We start from the raw sequence: 21,414 nt of genomic DNA on the forward strand, positions 1-21,414 counted from the left end.
TTAACCTTAACAATCTTGCCGAAACCGCTGCCTTTTTTAATGTCTTTGTTGCCAAATCCGCGTGGTGGAATCATTTGTCCGCCTCCATTCTTAGTTAATTTTTCCTACAAAAACGATTATACTGGATTGGTTTTTCTTAGCATAGTACCAATTTTTCTAATTTCACCGCTAAAAACCGTTTCTTCTCCAAGCGCTCCCTCGCGCTTGTACTTCTCTTGTACAAACTTGGCATACATCCGGCAAAGCCGTTTATTTTCCGACAAGGCTGCAAGACTCAGCTCCCGAACCTCCGGATGGTTTTCCAGCACTGTATGGACCAGAAAATGAAGCCCTTCTGCAAACAAGCGCGTTCCCCGATGCATTTGCTCAACAATGACCATATCCACAAAAACAACTTCCTTATTCTGAAAATCCTGCTCCTGCGTCCCATAATAAAAACCGGAAATGCTATTTACCTGGTGCAGCTCATCCAATCCTACAATGATCTGCCCCTCCGTCAAATAAGCGTACAGCAGCGACAACGTGTCCATTGTCGTATAAGCGGGATGCAAATCCCGCCTGTGCTTCAACAGAAACAAGCTGGCCTTTGCATAATCCTCATCATTTTCACACCGTTTAAAATACGCCATTTCCACCTAAAATCCCCCTCTCTTCACCTGAAAATGTTCCTGCTCTGCCGCTGCGCTACATTCTTTGCTGAAGCGTTTGCTCCAGCATATGCAGCAGCTGCGGATGCTCCTTCGTCAGCCGATGGAACGCTTCGCGGCGCATCGACAGCAGGACGCCGGAACCGGCTGCCTTTACCGTGGCGGTGCGCGGAATGTTCCGCAGCAGGGCAATTTCTCCGAAATGGTCGCCGTCCTGCAATACCGCTACCTTCTTGTCCTCTTGACCCTCAAACGCCTTCCATATTTCAAAAATGCCGCGAACGATAATATAAAACTTATCGCCCTCCTCGCCTTCCCGTACAACCGCTTCGCCTTCCCTGCACGTTTCGGAGGTGAATAATTCAGCTGCGCCTTCCAGCAGCTCGGGAGCCATTCCGGCAAAAAACGGCAGCTTCGCAAGCCGTTCTCCTCTCACCGAGGCATATCGTCCATCTCCCGATACATGGAAGCCGTGCTGCTTCTCCCATAGGCTGCTGTAAAGCCCTTGCTCCCTAAGCAGCTGCTGATGGGAACCGCTCTCTGCCACTTGACCGCCCTGAAATACATAAATTTGATCCGCATTTACGACAGAGGAGAGGCGATGGGTAACTGCTACGATCGTGCGAGTACCCTTTAATTGTTCAATAAGGTGGTTAATGTCCGCCTCAGCTGCCGGGTCCAGCGCCGATGTTACTTCATCCAGCAGCAGCAGCTGCGGCCTGCGAAGCAGAGCGCGTGCAATGGCAATGCGCTGCCGCTCCCCGCCTGATAAGGAGCCGCCTTCATGGCGAATCCAGGTGTCGTAGCCATCCGGCCAGCCTGCTATGGTATCGTGGATGCCCGCCTGCTTTGCAGCTGCAATCATGTCCGCTTCCGCGATATCGTCGCCAAGCAGCAGGTTTTCCCTCACCGTCATATGGAACAAAAACGTGTCCTGCGAAACAAGCGCAGCACGCTGTCTAAGCGAGGCTTCGCTAATGTCCTGAAGGGGAACATCTTGGATAAATATATTTCCCTGCTGGGGATCATAAAAGCGGGAGAGCAGCTGGAGCGCTGTGCTTTTGCCCGATCCGCTGGGGCCAACGAAAGCAACATAGCTGCCAGCTTCGATCTGGAGGCTGACGTCTTTCAGCTGCGGAATGCCCGCGTTGTAGCCAAAGGTGACCTGCTCCATGCGCAGGGACAAGCTCGTATCCGGCAGTAATGCAGGATGCTCAGCTGCTGGCAAATCTGGCTTGCAGGCCATCATTTCATCGATGCGCTGGAAGCTGATGTTTGATTCGATTAATTGGGGAAGGAGAAAGGCCAAATTCGAGCCCGACTGCCCCACGCTCATAAACAAGGTGAAGAAGGCGATAAAACCGCCAACAGTCATCGCATCATGAAAAATTAAATAACCGCCGAAGCCCATCATAATTCCGTTGAGCAGCAGCAAAGCCGTTAAAGGCAGCCGTTCCATTAAAGAATTGCTCATATGAAGATTCATGCCTGTCTTAAACAAAGCCGTAATTTTGTTGTCGCCCCTTATGCGAAACCGGTTTTGCTGATGCAGGCCCCGAATCGTTTTGTGCCCCTTGGCCATCTCATCGATCATATTGGAGAAGCGCTCCTGCGCCTCCTTGTACTCCCGATTCGCCCGCTCCGAGCGCTTCTGCACAAGCTGCGGCAGCACAAACATGAGAACCGAGCCCGCGAGCATGGCAAGCGTCAGCCTCCATTCCAGCGTAAACAGCATCATGAGCCCCAGCGCTACAGCAAGCAATTCTTTGAGCAGCATCGGGCTGGAGCCGCGAATCACCCGTTCAATGGAGCCCATATCAGCCGAGAAGCGGGTCACCAAATCACCAACCCGATAACGCTCGTAGAAGGGCAAGGACTGGAGCTGGATATGAGCAAACAGCTCTGTTCGCAGCTTGCGAACGACCTCTCCAGCCAGCCTGCCTAATGAATAGTCCGACACTGCACCGGCAATGACATTCAAGATGCCCCCGCCGAGCAGAATAAGCAAAATGATAATAAACGCCTGTAAGTTTCGCGGTGTAAAAGCTTCATCCACCAAATATTTCAAGCTAAGCGGCGAAGCCACTGTATAGGCTACTTCTATTAATAGTGTGAATAAGAATACGCTGCTCAGCAGCTTGTATTCGGCAAATCGGCGCATTATTTTGATCATTGCTTGCAAATCCACCAGCACCTCCGCCCTAAGTCTGATCTATTTATAGTTGAATACTGGAAAAAAAGCAATACTAATTCGCGCTCGCCCGGATGCTTTTTGGTAAACGCACAAAACCCTCCATTCCACAGCGGATGGACGATGGCTTACTGCTTGCCAGGCGCCTCGCTACCCGTGGAACTGAAGGGTTATTTTAGATTCGTAAGAGGAGAAGGGGAAAATTCAGCTTCCCTTGGCCTGCCCACTTTGCTGGAGCTTGCGATATTCCTGCGGCCCGACCGAGGTCGCTTTTTTGAACATTTTCGAAAAATGCGAATAGTTGCCGTAGCCCAGCTCATAGGCAATGCTTGTTATCGCCAGCTCCGTCTTCGCCAGCATTTGCTTGGCGAGCGCTACCCGCTCCTGCAGCAAATATTCGGAAATCGTCAGCCCTGTATCCTTCTTGAACAGGCGGGCCAAATAATCCGGATGCAGGCATACATGGCTGGCAATATCCTCACGCGATAGATCATCGCTCATATGCTTGGCGATGTAATGCTTGACCTTGTCGACGACGGTCTGCGTCTCGTCTACGCTATTCAGATTGCCGCTGACCTCATGGATAAGCACAGCTACCCACTCCGACAAATCAGTAATAGACCGGGTTACGGCATCTACCCGCTTCATCAATACCATCGCGGAAAATACCTGATGCGCCCGCAGTCCCTTGGCATGCAGCACCTGATGCACCATTTGCAGAAAATCCTCATAAAAGCTGCGCAGCCACCTGGCATCCGCCTGCCCCGACTGCTTAACGCCGTCCAAGTATTGAGCGATTTCCTCCAGCATTTCCTTCCCGCAACCAAGCTTGAGCATTTCCGCCCAGCCGCTCATCACAGGAAGCGGGGCAACATCCGTGCTGACGTCGCAATTGACGGGGCTAAGCCTTTCGTTCGTGCGCGTTACATTGCGCGACTCCATCTCAACAAGCTGCTCGTACATCTCGCATATTTCCTCTACTGGTACTGAGCTTCCCATATAGCAGCACAAGTCGCAGAAAAAATAACGATTGCACGCCTCGATATAGGAATCGATCTGCTCATGCAGCTGCTCGCCTTCCCCCTCCTGGCGAATAGGCAGCAGCGCGAGCAGCGCCCCGCTGCGCACCTGAACAATTCGCCCGAGTCCGGACCTCGCGAGTATCATTTCCTCAAAGGAATTGCGCAGCGCATATTCCATGATCTTCTCCTCGCGCAGCGTCAGCTCCTTGTGCCAGCGCTGGACGCTAATGAGCACCGGCTTATAGAGCGGCAGCTCCTCATAAGCAATGTTATGCTTCGCCAGCGCCTCTCGTATGCCGTCCTTCGTCGAAGGGATCGAGCGGCTCAGCAAATCCTGCCAGAAGCGCTCCATAAACATCGGCTGATAAGATTCCCATAGCCGGTAATAATGCTCGTACATGTCTGCAAATTGCAGCTTCTCGCGATCAAGATCGGCTTTCGCCAGCTTGTCCAGCGCGCGCTTGACCGTGCTGGCCAGCTCGGGGTAGCGGACGGGCTTGAGCATATAATCGCAGCTGCCTAGCTGAATTGCTTTTTGCGCATAGGAGAAATCAGCATGGCAAGTAAGAAACATAGCCTCTGTCTGCGGGTAATGGATTTTCACCCAATCGAGCAGCTCGAAGCCGTTGCCCTGCGGCATTTCAATATCGCAAATAAGCACATCGATTTTGCTGTCGCTCATAATTTCCTTAGCCGTTCGGATATTGTAAGCTTCATGCACAACCGATATGCCAAGCTCCTCCCATTCGACGCCTGCCTTAATGCCCCGCACCGCATGCCGCTCATCATCGACAATTAACAGCTGTCTCATCCTCGTCGTCCCCCTGTCTCTTCTGGTTGCATCGGCAGCCACAGCTCTACGATCGCCCCTTGACCTGAGCTGCCGCTTAGTGCCATGCGTGCAGCATCTTGATAAAGCAGTCCCAGCCGCTGCTTCACATTTTGAATGCCGATATGATCGCCTTCTTCATTGCTCAGCTCCATATCTCGCTGGAGAAGTGCCAGCACCTGCGGCGGGAAGCCTTCCCCCGTATCCTCGATGCGGACATAAAGCGTATCTTCATTGTGCGCTTTGGCAGTAACGGCAATGTGAACCTGCGTATCCGTATTTACCGCATGCTTAATTGTATTTTCCACAAACGATTGAATGACTAGCGGCGGGATAGGCACCCTGCCAAGACTGTCATCCGTATGGAAAGCGAAGGTCAAATCGCCCGGAAAGCGCATTTCCTGAATGCGTAAATAATTCATCGTATGGGCAAGCTCATCAGATAGAGACACGAACGACAGATTGCTGCGGAACATAAACCGGAAATATTGGACCAGGCAATGCGTCATTTCCTGAATAAGGTGATAATCCTTCACTTGGGCCAAATTATAAACAATGTTAAGCGAGTTAAGAAAAAAATGAGGATTGATTTGCAGCTGTAAATGCTTAAGCTGTGCTTTTTTGTTATTCAGCTGCTCCTCCAGCACATTAACCTTGAGCTCCTTAATTTGCGTAATCATGCGGTTGAACGATTCGTTCATCACCTCAAATTCAAATGTGGAGGACGGTTTCGTGATCCGCACATCGAGATTGCCGTCTTCGATGCGGCGCATCGCCATAATAATACGATTGACTGGAACAAGCACCAGCTTGCGCAGCAGCAGCAAAATAATCGGCAAAATGATAATGGCCCCAAAGGAGATGAGAGAGACGATGCTGCGCAAAAAGGGAAGCTTCTCCAGCACAACGCTGTCGGGAATGAGGGCGACCAGCCCAAAGCGGCCTCGTGAGGAGCGCTCGCCGACTGCGATAAATTGGTCATCGCTTCCCGTAAGCTGATAGCCTTCGTTCCCGCTGCCGCTAGGTTCAATCGAGATGCCGCCATCCAGCGGCGTATCAATAATGGGCTTCATACGGTCATCCGTCAGAAAGGCCCGGCCCTTTTCACCCAAATCAATTAAATGCAGCGGCACCATTAGCTGATCTACATTGCCCATCGCGCCTATATAAATGTCGCCGTATTGAATGACATAAGCTAAATAATCACCGTCCGCCATATGCTGGACGAACCAGTCCTTCTGCAGCGGCTTCTTGGCAAGCTTGATCATTTCTACAATGTTCTGCTCCATCACGGTTCCGGTGGCATATTCCGGCGCAACGCCAAACACGCTCATCAAATCATCATTCTCCGGCGAATAAATGAAGAACATATCCATCGACTTATAATTGGGCAATTCATTCCTCAATTGGTTTCTCAGCTGGATTTTCTCGAACGCATAGCCGTCGGGATTTTGCTCCCGCGGCTGCTCCAGTACGAGCAGACCAGTCTCCATCGCCGCTATATTAAACAAATATTTCTCCACATCCTCCAAATTGCGGTCAATTTGGCCCATATAGAGGCTGATCAGATTTTTATTGGACTGGGCGACCTGATTCCGTACGACATTAATCGCATACAGGTTGTTGTAGATCATGAAGGATACAATCGGAATGACAAGCAGCAGGAAACCGAACAAGAGCTTAAAGCGGAGCGTGCGATAAAAAAACGGATGTCTGATTTTCATGCTTTACCCCTCTCTCTTCTGCCGCTTGTTCAAAGTATAGTATTTTTTGCAAGCGTTTTCAATAATATCATTATTCCTGCTTGCTTCTTCAGGCCTAGCTAAACACTAGCTGAACACAAATAAGGAAGACCTTCCAAATGGGACATTCGGAGTGCTTCCTTGTTTATGCTTGTTCGTGCTTCATTGCGATTGATTGTATCTCCAAGCTATAGTCCCAGCTCATGCCTTCCCGCCGCCTCGCGCTGCTTGTCTACCGGGTCATGCAGCGTGAGCGTTCTGGCGTTGCGGTAATAGCGGTCGAAATTGCAGCTTCTAGTCGCTGAGCGGGCACCCATAATTTGAAAAATCGCATTCGTTACGTCGAGCGCGGTGTCAGTCGCGATGATTTTGGCATGGGACGCCGCTGCTTGAACAGCCCTGTGCAGTTCCGGCTCTCCTTGCCGTTCATTGACTGCTTGCAGCAGACGTGCGCCGCGAACTACCAGCTGCTGTGCGGAGGCCAGCTTGGCCGCCATTTCGCCTACACGGAGCTGCGCAATCGGGTCCTCAGCTGCCGTCTTGGCCTCTGACCAAGGCCTTGCTTTCTCCTTCAAATAGTCAACAGCCTCCCGAAAAGCGCCAATCGCAATCCCGACATATTGGGCCGCAAAATGAATATGAAACTGTGCTGCAAAAAAAGGAGCATGGGCGGCATAAGCGCCTGGCCCTCCCATTACATGCGCTTCTGGAATAAAAGCGTCCTCCGCAATGACGGTGCCGCTTCCGGTGCCGCGCTGCCCGATGCCGTCCCAATCATCATGGATCGTAATGCCCGCTCCATTAAGCTCCGCTATAGGCATCATATACCGTTCATCCTGATTGCCCGGCGCATCCTCGGACACCGAGCGCCAGAACGCCCATTTTGCGCCGGGCGAGCCGGTTGCAAAAATCTTTTTTCCATTCAGCCGGTAGCCGCCCTCTACTTTACGAAGCGTATTAGCCAGTACGAAACGATTCGCCCCTGCCTCACTCCCAAAACTCCCAAATAGGTGGCCGCGCTGGACTTCCTCGAAAAAAAATCGCTGCTGCCCCGCATCCCCCATCGCATGCACCAGCTGTACCCCCGTATTGTGCAAGGCAAATACTTGCGAGGTGGACGAGCACCAGGAAGCCAGCTCCATCAGCGCCAATACGAGCAGCACAGCATCTCCCTTGTAGCCAGCGCCGAAGCCGCCGAACGCCTCAGGAACAGACAGATTTTGCAAGCCTTCGCTCTTAAGCGCAGCGAGCGAGGAATAAGGATACGCGCCTTCGTTATCCACCTGCTTGGCGGCGGGCCCAATGCTTTGCTTGCCTATTCGGCGAAGCTGGGCGAGAAGCTCCGCTTGGCGCTGCGTGTATTCGGTCTGCTCCACAAGCTGGAGGAGCACCTCGTCGTTAAACATCATCGTCTCCTACTTTCCTTCGATTAGACAAGGGCGGCCGGCGTGCGGAACGAAGCGCCTGGATGATGCTCCGGCAGTCGCGCCTCACCCTTGCCGAACAACCGCTCGCGGAGCGTGCCTGCTTCGTAATCGGTTTTGAACAGCCCGCGTTTTTGCAGCTCCGGGATGACCAGGTCGACAAAATCGACATAGGAGCCTGGCAGCACATACGGCTCCAGATTAAAGCCGTCCACGTCCGTTTCCTCCGTCCAGCGTTCGATTTGATCGGCAACGTCTTCTGGCGTACCGACAACGGTCAGTCCGCGGAAGCCCTTTTGCACAAAATCGTCCATGACCTCCTGCACCGTCTTCTTCGTCTTGCTGTGCTTCGTAAAACGGTCGGTATGCGTTTGGCCCATTTCGGTATGAATATTTTCAAAATAGGCGTTCGGATCAAGCTGCGTCAGGTCGATTCCCGTCACACCAGCGTAGCTGGATAACGTCGCTTCTGCGCTCTGATGCTGCATATACTCGTCGAATTTGCGCTGCGCCTCCTCGCGCGTCTTTGCCACTACAACCGACAGCCCGGTGAACACTTTCACTGCTGCCGGATCGCGTCCATATTCTGCGGCCCGCCTGCGAATATCAGCGATCTGGTCCCGAAGCACCTCCGTCGTCGGCGCCTTGAGGAAGATGCCCTCCGCGTGCCTCGCGGCGAAAGCGCGTCCCCTTCCGGAGCTGCCCGCCTGAAAAATAACCGGCGTCCGCTGCGGGGAAGGCGTCGAAGCATGGTACCCCTCCGACTTGAAATATTTCCCTTCATGCTTCACCTTATGAACCTTCTGCGGATCAGCAAATATCCGCTTCTCGCGATCAACGAGCAGCGCATCGTCCTGCCAGCTGCCCTCCCAATACTTATAGCTGACATCCATATATTCATCAGCCATATCGTAACGCTCATCATGCGGCAGAAACTCGCTTCTGCCGAACAAATCGGCGGCCGATTTGCTGCTCGTCGTCACGACGTTCCAGCCGATTCTCCCCTTCGTAATATGATCCAGCGTTGAAAATCTGCGCGCATTCGCATAAGGAGCCTCATACGTCGTCGAGGTCGTCATCGTAAAAGCGAGGTGCTCAGTCGCCTGCGCAAGCGCTGGAATGAGCAGCATCGGGTCATTGCCTACTGCACCCGATGCCTCGCGGAACGCAAGCTCGGTCCTCTCCTTCGGATAGCCGTAGCTGTCAGCGAAAAACATAAAATCAAACTTGCCCCGCTCCAAAGTCCGGGCGATGTCGATCCAATAATCAATGCTGTTATAATGAATGCGATTTTGCTCGGGATGCGTCCAGATGCCTTGGGTCAAATGATTGACGGCATTCACCTCAAATACGCCCAAATGAATTTTTTTCTTCATCGTCTACTCTCTCCTATCCCTCAATAGCTTAGCTTGTGTGCAAGTGGCCTTACGCAAGATGGCACGCTGCAAAATGGCCCGGCGCAACCTCCCGTTTGAGCGGCACCTGCTTCCGGCAGGTCTCAACCGCATACGGGCAGCGCGGATGAAAAGCACAGCCGCTGACCGTCTCCAGCGGAGATGGAATGTCGCCCTGCAAAATCATCCGCTCCTTCTTTATTGCAGGGTCGGGAATCGGCACAGCGGACAGCAGCACCTGCGTGTAAGGATGCAGCGGCTGGGCGAACAGGTCGTCCGTTCTGGCCTCCTCGACCATTTTGCCTAAATACATGACGCCAATGCGATCAGATATATGGCGGATGACGCCAATATCGTGGGCGATAAATAAATACGTCAGCTTTAATTCCCGCTGCAGCTTGCGCATCAGGTTAATGATTTGCGATTGAATGATGACGTCCAGCGCCGAAACGGGCTCATCGCAGATGACGAGCCGCGGCTCAAGAATAAGAGCCCGGGCGAGTCCAATCCGCTGGCGCTGGCCGCCGGACAGCTCATGCGGCAGCCGGTCATAATGCTCCTCCTGCAAGCCCACCGTCTCCAGCATCCGCAGCGCAAGCTCCGTTCGTTCCTGCGGGCTGCCTATTCCGTGAATGATGAGCGGCTCTTCCAGCGTTCTGCCGATGGTCTTGCGGGGATTCAGCGAGGAATACGGGTCCTGAAAAACCATCTGGAGCTGCCGGCGGCTGGCCCGAAGCTGGCGGCTCGGCATGCGGTTTAAATCCTCGCCCTGGTACAGCGCTTCTCCGGCAGTAGGCTCAACGAGACGCAGCAGCGCCTTGCCGAGCGTGCTTTTGCCGCAGCCCGATTCCCCGACCAGCCCGTAGGTTTCTCCTTCATAAATGTGAAAGGAAACATCATCAACGGCTTTAACGAGACTTTTGCGAAAGGATGCCGGACGCTTCGTACTATAATGCTTGGATAAGCCTTTCACTTCCAGCAGCGGCATGGGCCCGCCTTCCTGTTCATGGATAGATGGCATGCTGCACGCCTCCTTTCGCTTCGACTCTTTCGGATGCTTCGGCTGACTCAGCTGTTTCAGCTGCTACGACTGCTCTAGCTGCTTCAGTTGCTTCGAACGCTTCAGCCAAAGTACCGGCATGCCAGCAGCGCACCATCGTTCCACTGGCAGCATCGCGCGTTAATTCCGGCACATGCTTGCGGCACTGGTCGTCTGCATAGGCGCAGCGCGGCGCAAAGCGGCAGCCCGTCGGTACATTCGATAGCGAAGGCACACTGCCTTCAATCACTTGCAAATCCTGCGTTCTGTCTCCATCCATTCGCGGTATGGCCCCCATCAGACCAATCGTATACGGATGCAGCGGACGGGCGAATAAGGTGGCGACATCAGCCATTTCAACGACCTGCCCCAAATACATGACAACGACGCGCTGGCATGTTTCCGCGACGACACCCAGATCATGGGTGATGAGCAGAACACTCATTGCCAGCTTGCGATTCAGCTCTGTTATCAGCTCCATAATTTGCGCTTGAATCGTCACATCCAGCGCTGTCGTCGGCTCGTCGGCAATAAGCAGCTGCGGCTCGCAGGCCAGTGCAATCGCAATCATGACGCGCTGGCGCATGCCTCCAGAAAGCTGGTGGGGATACTCCCACACCCGCTGCTCCGGCGAAGGAATGCCCGTCAGCTTTAGCAGCTCGATCGCTTTGCGAACCGCCTCCTTGCGTCTGATTTTCTGATGCAGCACTATAGCCTCGATAATTTGCTCGCCAATGGTGTATACCGGATTGAGCGAGCTAAGCGGGTCTTGGAAGATCATCGCAATTTCATTGCCCCGAATTTCCCGCATTTGCCGCTGCTTCAGCTCAAGCAGATTGCTGCCTGCAAATCGGATTTCCCCTTCATAGCTCACGTCATGCTTCTCATCGAGCAGCCGCAGCACGGACTGGGCAGTGACGCTTTTGCCGCATCCGGATTCTCCGACAACGCCGACGATTTCCCCACGCCTAACATCAAAGGAAACGCCATCGACTGCGGCCAGCTTCCCGCGTGCTGTATGAAAATAAGTTCGTAAAGCTTTAACCTCAAGTAAAAGCTCCTCCGGCATTTCTTCCACCCTCCTTAGTCGGACTCCAACCCGCCGGCTGCGATGCCCTATTTTTTCCCTTTACCCTGTCTAACATGAGGATCGAGCAAGTCCCTGATTCCATCCCCAAACAAATTCATCGCCAGTACCGAAATAATGAGCGCAAAGCCGGGAAACAGCGTCATCCACCAGGAGTTGTATATATACATTTTTCCATCGGCCAGCAAATTGCCGAGACTTGCCATCGGAGCCGGAATGCCTGCCCCCAGAAAGCTAAGTGCAGCTTCCACAATAATCGCCTCGGCAAAAATAAAGGAGCTCTGCACAATAAGCGGCGAAATCGTGCTGGGCATAATATGCTGCCACAAAATCCTCGTCTGTGACGCGCCTAAGGCGTGCATCGCTTCCACATAGGTTTGCTCCTTCGCGACGAGCGCGGCTGAACGGACGATTCGGGCTACCGAAGGAATGAACACGATAATCAGGCAAATAATCAGATTGGAAACGCTTGGCCCGAGCGCGGCCATAATGGCAATCGCCAGCAAAATCGCCGGGAAAGCAAACAAAGCATCCATCGTCCTCATCAGCAATTGATCCAGCCACTTGTACATGCTTGCATACAAACCGATAACAAGACCTAGAACGGCGACCGACAAAGCGACGGCAAAGCCAACCTGCGCCGATATTTGCGTGCCATGCATCACTCTGCTGAAAATGTCCCGGCCCAAATTATCCGTGCCAAACCAGTGCTGCGCGCCCGGTGGTGACAAGCGATTCATGATATCGACGTCCAGCGGGCCATAAACCGAAATCCATGGCGCAAAAAAAGAAATGAAGGCGACCACTATCATCAGCACGCTGCCCGCCGACGCTGTTTTGCTTGCCAGCAGCCTCTTGAGCAGTCCGCGCCTTCGATTGCCTATCGTGCGCTTGCGCTTTGCCAGATGCAGCGAGGGCTGTGTTTTTTCCATCCGCGCCCAGCCTCCTTTCTGTTATTTATTCAACCGAATCCGGGGATCGACGACCGCATAAAGCAGGTCAACGACCAAATTCACTAGCACATAGGTGAACGCGATGAACAGCACCAAGCCTTGAATGACGGTATAGTCCCGGCGCGATACCGAATGGACCAGAAGCTGCCCCAGTCCCGGAATGTTAAAAATGCTCTCTACAACCGCCGCGCCAGCGAGCAGCGTACCGAACGTCCCGCCAATGACCGTCAAAATGGGAATGAGCGCATTGCGCAAAATATGCTTGTATACGATGCTCCGCTCACGCAGCCCCTTTGAGCGCGCCGTCTTCACATACCCTTGGTTCATCACCTCCAGAAAGGAGGAGCGAACGATTCGGGCAATAACCGACGACATGACGACGCCAACTGAAATGCCGGGTAAAATTAAAAATTTTAAGAAATTCCAAAGTCCATCATTGATCGGCGCATAGCCGGATACCGGCAGCCATTTCAGCTGCACGGCAAACAGAAGCACCAGAAACATGCTGAGCAGGAAGCCGGGAATCGTTATGCCGAGCAGCGTATAGGCGGTCAATGCTTTATCCGCCCAGCCCCCGCGATTGACTGCCGCCCATATGCCGAAGGGCAGCGCAATGGCAATCGCAATCAGCTCGGCAAGCAGCGCGAGCGACAGGGTAGGCTGAAGATGTTCGCCTATGACGGCAGACACCGATTTTTTCAAAAAATAAGAATCGCCTAAATCCCCGCGCAGCGCCGATCCGATCCACTGGCCATATTGCATAATAAGCGGCTGATCAAGCCCCATATTGGCACGCAGCTGCTGAATCGTCGCTTCGTCTGCTCCATCACCCAGCATGACGCGTGCGGGATCACCCGGAATGAGGTAAATGATCAGAAAGACAATAACCGACATAAAGAAAAGAATAGGGATCAACGATAGCACCCGTTTTACTATAAAAGCGGTCAAACCGTTTACCTCCCTCCAAAGTAAAATTCCGCACGGCGTGCAGCTGCTGTATGCCTGCTTTAGGCCCGCTCCAATGCTGTATAGTGCTGTGCAATGCTATTATTCAACCAGCTTCGTATTTGCCAAATTCGGAATGTTGCTGAGGTACGTCAAGCCGACGAGATTTTTGCGAACCGCATTGTAGTTGTAAATATCGCCGATTTTAATCGCCGCCAAATACTCCCACTCATAGGCTTGCAGCGCATCATTCGCCGCTTTTATCGCATCGTCGCTAATAGCCGAGGTAGAAGCTTCAAGCAGCTCCGCAAGCTTGGCATCATCAGCAAAGCCATAGGTCGGGTTCAAATAAAGCAGCTGTGAAGGCGTTGAAGGCACGAGGAATGGACCGACATAAATATCCCAGCCATTCGGGTCAGCCCGCTTCGTCAGCATCGTGGCGTAATCGGAAATGTCGATTTTCGTCTTGATGCCGATTTGCTCCAGCTGTGCCTGCACCATCAACGTTGCATTATAGAAGGTGCCTGTATCCTTGGTCGTCAGAAGGGTAACTTCCTCGCCATTGTAGCCCGCTTCCTGGAGAAGCTGCTTCGCCTTGTCCGGATTTTTCTGGTTATAGGCTTCGCTGCCTGCCTCGCTGTACCATTTCGCATTTTCCTTGTACATGTAGCTCGGGTTCAAGCGGTACAGCTCCGGTGTGGACACGATGCCGAGCAGAACTTGGTCAACATCGAGCACCGATGCGACAGCCTGGCGGTATTTCAGCTGCGAGAACAGCGGACCTTTTTTATTGAAAACCAAATTGAAATCAGTGGACAGGTTTTTGATGATTTCCACGTCAGGGTCATTTTCAACCTGCGGCAAATTATCCAGACTGACATCGACATTGTTAAAGTCCTTCGCGAGGAAAGAGGAGAAACGCGTCGCATTATCCGTAGCCAAAGTGAAATACAAATCGTTCACGAGCGCTTCCTTCTTGCCGGAAAAACCGTCAGCTGGCGCATCGACAGGCTGGTAATCCGCAAATTTTTGCAGATGCACGTATTGGTCGGTTTTGTACTCCACAAACTTGAACGGCCCGGTTCCAATATACTCGGTTACGCCATCCGGACCAGCCGCATCCACGACCTCCTTCGGCATTATCGCTGCAAAATTAAGCACATGGCTAAGCTGCGCCAATGTATCATTTCTCGGCACGTCCGAGCTGAGCACGACCGTATAGTCATCCTTCACCTCAAACTCGCGATCGGAAAAAGAGCTTTTCGCGCGCGGCGCCGTATTTTTCCAGCGATTGAGCGAGGCTGCTACATCCTCTGCCTTCATCTCCTTGCCATTGTGAAACTTGACGCCTTTACGAAGGTGAAAGGTGTACACTTTCCCATCTTCACTCAGCTCATAGGACTCGGCGAGCATTGGAACAGGCTCATACTTGGCATTAAAGGCGAATAGTCCCTCGTAAATATTGACCGCTATCGTGGAATTGCTTCCGCCAAGCGACAGATGCGGGTCCAGCGTCGGAATCGTTTGAGCGAGCGGATATTTCAGTTCGGTTGCCAGCTTCTCGCCTCCCGATGTGCCAGCTGCTGCCGACTCGGCTGGCGAAGCCGCTCCATTCGAGCTTGCAGGTGCAGAGCTGTTGCTGGAGCAGCCGAAAACGATGAGCAATGCGCCGAGCAATCCGATTATTCCCAACTTTTGATATTGCTTCATAAATAAAGTGCCTCCCTGTTATTGTGCATTATGACTGCCAATCCACTAGCTTTTCTGCTGCTTTTACGAATAAGGCCACTCCGTTTGCCAACGCATCCTCATCAATCTCAAATCGTGGATGGTGATGCGGATAAACGATGCCTTTCTCGACGTTGCCCGCGCCTATATTAATGAATGTGCCAGGCACCTTGCGCTGGTAGGCGGAGAAATCTTCGCCGCCCATGCCCGGCGGGTTGTGAACGACACGCTCCTTGCCGACGACTTCAATCGCCGCCTCCTCCACGATTCGGGTCAATGCTTCGTCATTAACCACGGGATCATAGCCGTACACATACTGGAACTCGAATTGCGCATTATGTGCCGAAACAATACCTGCGACAATGCGCTGCAGCTGCTCCTCCGCCTGCTTGCGCACCTGCTCGCTGAAGCTCCGAACCGTTCCTTTCAGGGTTACCTTATCGGGTATGACATTATGGGAGGCTCCCGCCGTGAATTGGGTCACGGAGACGACCAGCCGCTCCAACGGATCGGTATAACGCGCCACAATATGCTGAATATTCGTCACGATCTGGGCGCCAATCGCAATCGTATCGACCGAGCGATGAGGGAAGCCGGCATGGCCGCCAACCCCATTAACGGTAATGGTGAAATTATCCGGCGATGCCGACATCTGACCATAGACGATGCCGATTTGTCCAACCGGCAATTGGGCGGCCAGATGCTCGCCAACGATCCAATCCACGCCGTCCAGTACGCCAGCTTCGACCAGCTCGCGCGCTCCCCCCGGAGGAAGCTCCTCTGCATGCTGAAAAATAAACCGGATTTCGCCGTGCAGCCGCTCCTTCTGCTCTACCAGCAGACGCGCTGTCGCGAGCAGCACAGCGGTATGGCCATCATGCCCGCAGGCATGCATGACGCCCGGATTTTGCGAAACATAATCAAACGTGTTTTCTTCCGCTATCGGCAGGGCATCCATATCCGCCCGCAGCGCCAGCGTTTTGCCCGGATAAGCACCGACAAGCCTCGCCAGCACACTCGTCTTCGTTGGGCGGCTGATGATGAGCCCGCCAAAGCTGCGCAGCGTATCTTCGACAAACTGCGCCGTCTCCGTCTCTTCAAAGGACAGCTCCGGATGCTGATGCAAATGCCTTCGCCATGCGACAACCTGCTCATGAACCCACTCAGGGAGCTGTCCGCTCCAGCCTTTATTTTCATCTGACATGCTTGCTTCCCCCTTCTTCCTCTTATATTCATTCGATTATCAGGCTATTAATGGCTAGAAATCGGCTGCTACTCCCGCTCGTAGGCTTGCAGGGCATTCACCCGGTGTGCCATCGCAGAGCCTGCCTTCAACACCGTTGCCACAACAATCGTCTCAGCCAGCTCCTCCAGTGTTGCTCCCGCTTCCTTCGCCTGCCTTGTAAAAATCTCAATGCTGTAAGCACTTCCCGTCACATGGGCCGAGCCTACTGCGATGAGCAGCTTTTCCTTCGCTTCGATATGCTGCGGCTTAAGCGACTTATGCAAATATTCGAAGAAAGCATTGTACAGCCCCTCATTTACGTCCTCCAGCTGCTCGACCAGCTCGATATTGCTTCTGCTGTACAAATCCGTTTCCTTGCTGTCGTTGAACGCATTAAGCGCATTGACCGACTGATAGAAGGCGGAATGAGCATTGACCGCAGCACCGACAGCCGCCGCTTCGAACAATTCCTCGAACGATGCGTTTAGCGCCTTCGCTTTGCCGACATGGGCTTCAATACAATAAGGGCAGCCTGTAACATGGGCAACGGCAACGGCTATAAACTCTTTAACTTTCACTGAAATTACGCCATCAGCAAGTGCTTCCTTGTTAAATTCGCCGAACGCCTTAAAGGCATCAGGGGCATAGCTGAATATTTTGGATGAGAAGCTAGGGGCGTGTCTGGTGTACAAGCTTTCGTTCGACATTAGGGTAAAACCTCCATTTTCCATTTTAAATATGTGTAATCCACTTGATTTAATCGGGTTTATATCTGTTATAATAGGGCATAAAGCTGAACGTGTATAATTGAAAGATTTAAATAGCCAATTTAGTATTTTTTAAGCATAGGGGTGAAATCGCATGGAAATTCGGTTAATTAAAACGTTCCAGACCATTGTTAAGCTCGGTAATTTCCAGCGTGCTGCCGAGGCACTGCAATATTCGCAGCCTACCATTACGATACAAATCAAGAAGCTGGAAGAGGAGCTCGGCATGAAGCTGTTCGAGCGGGGCAAAACGATAACGCTCACCAGCGCCGGACGGCTGTTCCATGAACGGGCCGATATGCTGCTGCGGGAATACGACGAGCTGAACAGCTCCTTAACGGATTTCATTCAAGGGGACGCTGGCGTTGTGCGGGTAGGCGCTTCGGAGCCTTCCGCCAGCAGTCGCCTGCCTGGCATTCTGTCCGCGTATACGCAAAAAAAGCCGAAGGTGCAAATTAAAGTCAAGGTCGGCACGACCAAAGAGCTGATGCAGATGGTCATCGACGATGAAATTGATCTGGCGCTTTGCAATCAGCCTGAACCGCATATCGAGCTTGAATTTCACCGTTTAATGAAGGAACAATTTTCATTGCTGCTCCCTGCTGGGCATCCCTTTGCTGAACGCGCGGAAATACGGATGAAGGATTTGCGGAATGAAAAGTTTCTGTTCACACCAGGAACATGCTCGTTTCGGATTCGCATCGAGGAAATGATTACGAAAAAAATCGGCAAGCTGCGGCATAACAGCATTGAGGTCGCCAGCATCTCCGCGCTCAAATATTATGTACAGGCTCAGCTTGGCATTGCCCTGTCGCCCATCGTCGCCATTTCACCGCCGCTGCCGGGGACAATCATTAAGCAGGTTATTGATATGGCCGAGGGGCCTGAGCTCGGCATCCTCATTAAGCGGAACAGCACGACGCTGAGCCAAATTAATAAAGAGCTGATTGCCGATATTAAGCAGGCGCTCACTCCTGATCCAGATTGGTAGCGCGTCGATGCTTTAGGTTTATTAAAGCGGCGCTTTAGCATTTTCAATTGTACAAACGCTGCCCCTTCCGCTATGCTCACTTATAACTATTATTCCGAGTGAATAACTTGACATTTAAATAGTGGAACGGAGCGCTGCTTGCGATGAAAAAAATCCATTTAGGCATTTTCGATATTCATACCCCTAATCAAATGACCCAGGGCTTATGGACCCATCCCGCCAATCAATCTACACGCTACAAGGAGCTGGCTTTCTGGATTGAGCTGGCGCAGGTGCTGGAGCGCGGCAAATTCGATTTTATGTTTTTTGCCGATTCCTATGGCTACCCCCATCATAAGCGCGAGCTTTCGTATCGCGAAGCTGTGTACACACCCTCCAACGATCCGATGCTGGTCATTTCTGCACTCGCTGCCAGCACGAAGCATCTCGCATTCGTCACGACGGCCTCGCCTGTGTATGAGCTGCCATTTCCCAACGCCCGCCGCTTCTCGACGCTTGACCATTTGACAAGCGGCCGCATTGGCTGGAATGTCGTGGCTACAGGCGGCATCAGCGGCGCGGAAAGCTTTGGCCGCAGCGGCATATTGCCGCATGATGAACGCTATGAGCAGGCCGAGGAATTTATGGAAGCCAGCTATAAGCTGCTGGAGGGCAGCTGGGAGGATGACGCTGTCATCGCCGATCGCGAGCGCCGCATTTACGCTGATGCGGACAAGGTTCATGTCATTGAGCACAGCGGCAAATATTATAAAATGAAGGCCTCCCATGCCAGTGAGCCTTCTATTCAACGAACGCCCGTCCTGTTTCAGGCGGGCAGCTCGGATCGTGGGCGAGATTTTGCCGCCAAGCATGCCGAGGGTGTTTTTCTGAAAGCCCCGACTGTAGAAGCGCTGAGGGCTCAGGTGCAGGATATTCGCAAGCGGGCTGTCGCTTATGGCAGAGGAGCCGGGGAAATTAAAATTTTCACGGGACTGTCGGCTGTGGTTGGCCGTACGCGCGAGGAGGCTGAGGGCAAGCTTGCCGAATACAAAGCCCATCGCAGCCGGGAGGCGGCTTTGCTCACCTATGAGAATGCGACGGGCATTGATTTGTCCGCGCTCGCTCCCGATGCGCCGTTCGAACAGATAAAAACCGAGCAAGGACGCACGCATACCGAGCGCTATACGAAGTATAGCGGCAAAGTTCAGAGCGTCCGAGAAGTGAGCGATAATTTTGCCGAGAAGGAATTTCGCGGTATTGTAATAGCCGGAACAGCTGAGGAAATTGCGGACCAAATGCAATATTGGGTAGAGGAAACCGGTATTGACGGCTTTAATTTGGAGCGTTATGTGCTGCCTGGGACGCATGTCGACTTTGTCGATCTCGTTGTGCCAGAGCTTCAGCGGCGCGGCATGTTCAGACAACAATACGAGGAGGATACGCTTCGCGAGCGCCTGTTCGGCAAAGGAAATACACGCCTGCCGGATACTCATGCGGGCGCAGCCTACCGTTTTCCCAATAGCTGACCCAATAGCTGAGCCGCAACCAATAGAAGGGGTTATCGTTAAGTCGCCTTATTCAAGCGCGGCTTAACGATAACCCCTTTGTGCGTCAGTATTCAATGCCCCATCTGATGCACTTCATCGGCGTTATAAGACAACAAGCCGAATACGATCAGCAGCGTTGTGAAAATCACGATACAGGCACCGATTCGCCGCAGCGTTTTTTGACGCTCGCTCATATGCTCGCCCTGCCCATGACGTTTTTTAGTAGAAGCAATAAACAATAGGCCCACTCCTAGCAGCAGCGCTATGACGACGCTTGCTTGCAAATATACGTCCAAACGATCACTTCCTGTCCGCCCATTTATTCTATAGACGATGATCATTTGGAAAAAGTTGTACCTGCTGCGCGATTAATTGTACGAATCATCTTGCTCCAGCTCCTCTCTCTTCTCTCCATCAATTCATTTCCTTGACACCCACTTCCTTACTAATCCAGTTTGTCTACTAGTTTTTGGAATAGCATACGTCCTATTTCGCTTGAGCTGCCTCCTGTGCGGGTAAGCATAAGCAACAGCATAAACGACAGGCAATGTCGGGGCTTAACCAGCCTGCATGACCATATATGAATAACTTAAAAAAATAGATCATAAACGGAGGTAGCTGCTTATGGCACCTAAATCAAAAACGATGCGATTTTTCCTCGATATGTATGTCCGTTTCCGCGATGATGATGTGCCGGGGGTAGCGGCGCAGCTGACTTTTTATTTGATTTTGGCCTTCTTCCCTTTTCTGCTGTTTGTCGTCAGCCTGCTCGGCTTCGTTCAGTTATCTGGGGACAGCCTCGTGGCCGAGCTTATTCGCCTGCTTCCTGCCGAGACGGGCGAGGCAATCAGCAAGGTGCTTGAAGAAATTACGCAGGGCAGCAATGGGACGCTGCTGTCGGTCGGAATGCTGGCGACGATCTGGTCGGCATCCAATGGCATGAATGCCATTATTAAAGGCCTGAATACAGCCTATGAGGAGCAGGAAAGCCGCCCCCTCTGGAAAATACGCGGCATTGCACTGATCGCCACGCTCGTGCTTGGCCTTGTCATTACGCTCGTCATGCTTATGCTCGTATTTGGCCAGACGATCAGCAGCTATTTGTTCAACCTGCTTCATGTGCCAAGTGAAAGCGAGTGGGTATGGAATTTGGTGAAATATGCGATTCCGCTCGCCGCTATGCTTATCGTATTTACGATGCTGTATTGGATTGCTCCTAACCGCAGGCTGACCATCAATGAAGTGCTGCCCGGCGTGCTGTTTACGACAATTGGCTGGGTTGCAGCCTCGATGCTGTTCCAGTTCTACATTAATAATTTCGGCAACTATTCCAAAACGTACGGCAGCATAGGCGGCATTATTATTTTGCTGGTCTGGTTATTCATTACGTCGCATATCATTATATTAGGCGGGGAAATGAATGCGTGCCTGGCTCGTTCACGCCCAGCTAAGCCCAGTCTGCAAGAGCGCCCGCCGCAAAACCGGACAGGCTCCTTTTTCGTCAAATAAAGGAGAGGGCTAGCTGATATCTGAAATCAATATCACTTAATGCCTGTTTCATATCTGTTTACTAGGGTAAATACAAAGTAATTCGATACACATTTCGAGGAGGAATATAGGATGGACTATATAATAAACAAACGCTTTGACGGGGAGCATATTTGCTTCGATGGAAACCACTACATTGGCTGCACGTTCAACAACTGCACCATTACAATATCGTCCCTGCATTTCAACTATGACCGCTGCACCTTCAAGGGCTCCAGCTTCAAGCTTAGCCCGCGCGTATTTCACCTGCAAAACGTTTATTCGCTGCTTCCTTCGTCCATGAACGGCAAAAACGTACAGCTTGCCTAAAATAGATGTTGTTTTTCGCTAAATCCCCCTATAGGGGGATTTTTTTT

General features: G+C 52.3%; 18 protein-coding genes. 4 read left to right on the forward strand and 14 right to left on the reverse strand.

From position 1 onward, the window contains the following. Positions 1-116: 116 nt before the first annotated feature. The 13 genes from AC50Y5_RS17775 to AC50Y5_RS17835 form a co-directional block, all read right to left on the reverse strand. On the reverse strand, positions 117-635 hold the full coding sequence (locus tag AC50Y5_RS17775; protein WP_494862517.1) for a hypothetical protein: 519 nt from the start codon (positions 633-635) through the stop codon (positions 117-119). Positions 636-684: 49 nt separating this feature from the next. Further along, positions 685-2,835, reverse strand: a complete 2,151-nt coding sequence (locus AC50Y5_RS17780; protein ID WP_494862522.1) for an ABC transporter transmembrane domain-containing protein — start codon at positions 2,833-2,835, stop codon at positions 685-687. Positions 2,836-3,042: 207 nt separating this feature from the next. Further along, on the reverse strand, positions 3,043-4,671 hold the full coding sequence (locus AC50Y5_RS17785) for a response regulator transcription factor (RefSeq protein WP_056033692.1): 1,629 nt from the start codon (positions 4,669-4,671) through the stop codon (positions 3,043-3,045). Further along, a complete protein-coding gene (locus AC50Y5_RS17790; RefSeq protein ID WP_494862524.1) occupies positions 4,668-6,413 on the reverse strand; it encodes a sensor histidine kinase in 1,746 nt (581 codons plus the stop codon). The genes AC50Y5_RS17785 and AC50Y5_RS17790 overlap by 4 nt, the downstream gene beginning before the upstream one ends. 206 nt (positions 6,414-6,619) lie before the next feature. Next, positions 6,620-7,840: an acyl-CoA dehydrogenase family protein gene (locus tag AC50Y5_RS17795; protein ID WP_494862527.1), complete on the reverse strand. Its 1,221-nt coding sequence runs from the start codon at positions 7,838-7,840 to the stop codon at positions 6,620-6,622. Between the two features lie 20 nt (positions 7,841-7,860). Then, positions 7,861-9,231 (reverse strand): LLM class flavin-dependent oxidoreductase, encoded by a 1,371-nt coding sequence (locus tag AC50Y5_RS17800; RefSeq protein ID WP_056033685.1) that lies wholly within the window; start codon positions 9,229-9,231, stop codon positions 7,861-7,863. A 49-nt stretch (positions 9,232-9,280) separates the two neighbouring features. After that, entirely contained in the window at positions 9,281-10,270 is a 990-nt protein-coding gene (locus tag AC50Y5_RS17805) for an ABC transporter ATP-binding protein (RefSeq protein ID WP_056033682.1), read from the reverse strand. Beyond that, positions 10,254-11,357, reverse strand: a complete 1,104-nt coding sequence (locus AC50Y5_RS17810; RefSeq protein ID WP_494862530.1) for an ABC transporter ATP-binding protein — start codon at positions 11,355-11,357, stop codon at positions 10,254-10,256. Before AC50Y5_RS17810 ends, AC50Y5_RS17805 begins: the two co-directional genes overlap by 17 nt. A 47-nt stretch (positions 11,358-11,404) precedes the next feature. Then, entirely contained in the window at positions 11,405-12,307 is a 903-nt protein-coding gene (locus AC50Y5_RS17815; RefSeq protein WP_494862532.1) for an ABC transporter permease, read from the reverse strand. 21 nt (positions 12,308-12,328) lie between these two features. After that, the gene (locus AC50Y5_RS17820; RefSeq protein WP_494862536.1) at positions 12,329-13,276 is read right to left on the reverse strand and encodes an ABC transporter permease; all 948 of its coding nucleotides are present in this window, start codon (positions 13,274-13,276) and stop codon (positions 12,329-12,331) included. Between the two features lie 99 nt (positions 13,277-13,375). Continuing rightward, positions 13,376-14,983, reverse strand: coding sequence for an ABC transporter substrate-binding protein (locus AC50Y5_RS17825; RefSeq protein WP_494862538.1), 1,608 nt, complete (start codon positions 14,981-14,983; stop codon positions 13,376-13,378). Between the two features lie 28 nt (positions 14,984-15,011). Then, positions 15,012-16,205, reverse strand: coding sequence for an amidohydrolase (locus AC50Y5_RS17830; protein ID WP_494862540.1), 1,194 nt, complete (start codon positions 16,203-16,205; stop codon positions 15,012-15,014). Positions 16,206-16,273: 68 nt separating this feature from the next. Next, entirely contained in the window at positions 16,274-16,933 is a 660-nt protein-coding gene (locus tag AC50Y5_RS17835; RefSeq protein ID WP_056033667.1) for a carboxymuconolactone decarboxylase family protein, read from the reverse strand. A 154-nt stretch (positions 16,934-17,087) separates the two neighbouring features. Between AC50Y5_RS17835 and AC50Y5_RS17840 the strand changes: the two genes are divergently transcribed. Further along, entirely contained in the window at positions 17,088-17,984 is an 897-nt protein-coding gene (locus AC50Y5_RS17840; RefSeq protein ID WP_056033665.1) for a LysR family transcriptional regulator, read from the forward strand. A gap of 143 nt (positions 17,985-18,127) precedes the next feature. Beyond that, complete coding sequence (locus tag AC50Y5_RS17845) at positions 18,128-19,489, forward strand: LLM class flavin-dependent oxidoreductase (protein ID WP_494862543.1); 1,362 nt, start codon at positions 18,128-18,130, stop codon at positions 19,487-19,489. Positions 19,490-19,581: 92 nt separating this feature from the next. Here the strand turns inward: AC50Y5_RS17845 and AC50Y5_RS17850 are convergent, their stop codons facing one another. Then, complete coding sequence (locus tag AC50Y5_RS17850; RefSeq protein WP_056033654.1) at positions 19,582-19,806, reverse strand: hypothetical protein; 225 nt, start codon at positions 19,804-19,806, stop codon at positions 19,582-19,584. 328 nt (positions 19,807-20,134) lie between these two features. Here AC50Y5_RS17850 and AC50Y5_RS17855 point away from each other — a divergent pair, with 328 nt between their 5' ends. Together AC50Y5_RS17855 and AC50Y5_RS17860 are read left to right on the forward strand one after the other, a co-directional pair. Continuing rightward, positions 20,135-21,019, forward strand: coding sequence for a YihY/virulence factor BrkB family protein (locus AC50Y5_RS17855; protein WP_494862545.1), 885 nt, complete (start codon positions 20,135-20,137; stop codon positions 21,017-21,019). A gap of 111 nt (positions 21,020-21,130) precedes the next feature. Further along, positions 21,131-21,367, forward strand: a complete 237-nt coding sequence (locus AC50Y5_RS17860) for a hypothetical protein (RefSeq protein WP_056033648.1) — start codon at positions 21,131-21,133, stop codon at positions 21,365-21,367. The last annotated feature ends 47 nt before the right edge of the window (positions 21,368-21,414 follow it).

The organism is Paenibacillus sp. JT22N7, assembly GCF_059383875.1.